This window comes from Streptomyces chiangmaiensis, from assembly GCF_036281785.1.
Taxonomy (GTDB): Bacteria; Actinomycetota; Actinomycetes; order Streptomycetales; family Streptomycetaceae; genus Streptomyces; species Streptomyces chiangmaiensis.
Map to the genome: position 1 here is coordinate 1 of NZ_JAYWVC010000761.1, position 528 is coordinate 528.

Annotated in this window: 1 protein-coding gene; it reads left to right on the plus strand. The window is 71.2% G+C overall.

Translation table 11 applies throughout. From position 1 onward, the window contains the following. Positions 1–528 (plus strand): IS5 family transposase (locus VXC91_RS46800; RefSeq protein ID WP_456243105.1); only part of this gene is annotated, 528 nt, incomplete at both ends.

Below are 528 nucleotides of genomic sequence, written 5' to 3' on the forward strand. Positions count from 1 at the left end.
AGAGGGTGCCGGTGTATCCGTCGGACATGACGGACGCGGAGTGGGCGGTGGTGCGGGACGCGATGCCGGTGCCGGCCTGGCTGGAGGGCCGCGGCGGGCAGCCGGAGGGCTATTGCCACCGCGTGATGCTGGATGCGATCCGGTACGTCACCGACAACGGCATCAAGTGGCGCTCGATGCCTGCCGATTTCCCTGCGTGGGACCGGGTGTATGCCTTTTTCCGCAGGTGGCGGGAGCACGGCCTGGTCAAGGAGTTCCACGACCGGCTGCGCGGCCGGGTCCGCGAGGCCGAGGGCCGCAAGGCGGAGCCGACCGCGGCGGTCATCGACTCGCAGTCGGTCAAGGGCGCCGCCTCGGTGCCCGCCGCCACGCGCGGCTATGACGGCGGCAAGAAGATCAACGGAAGGCGCCGGCACGTCATCACGGACTGCCTGGGCCTGCTGCTGATGGTGCTGGTGTGTGCCGCCGACGTCACCGACCGCCAGGCCGCCCGCGTCATGCTGCCCCGCCTGCGGGCACGGTTCCACA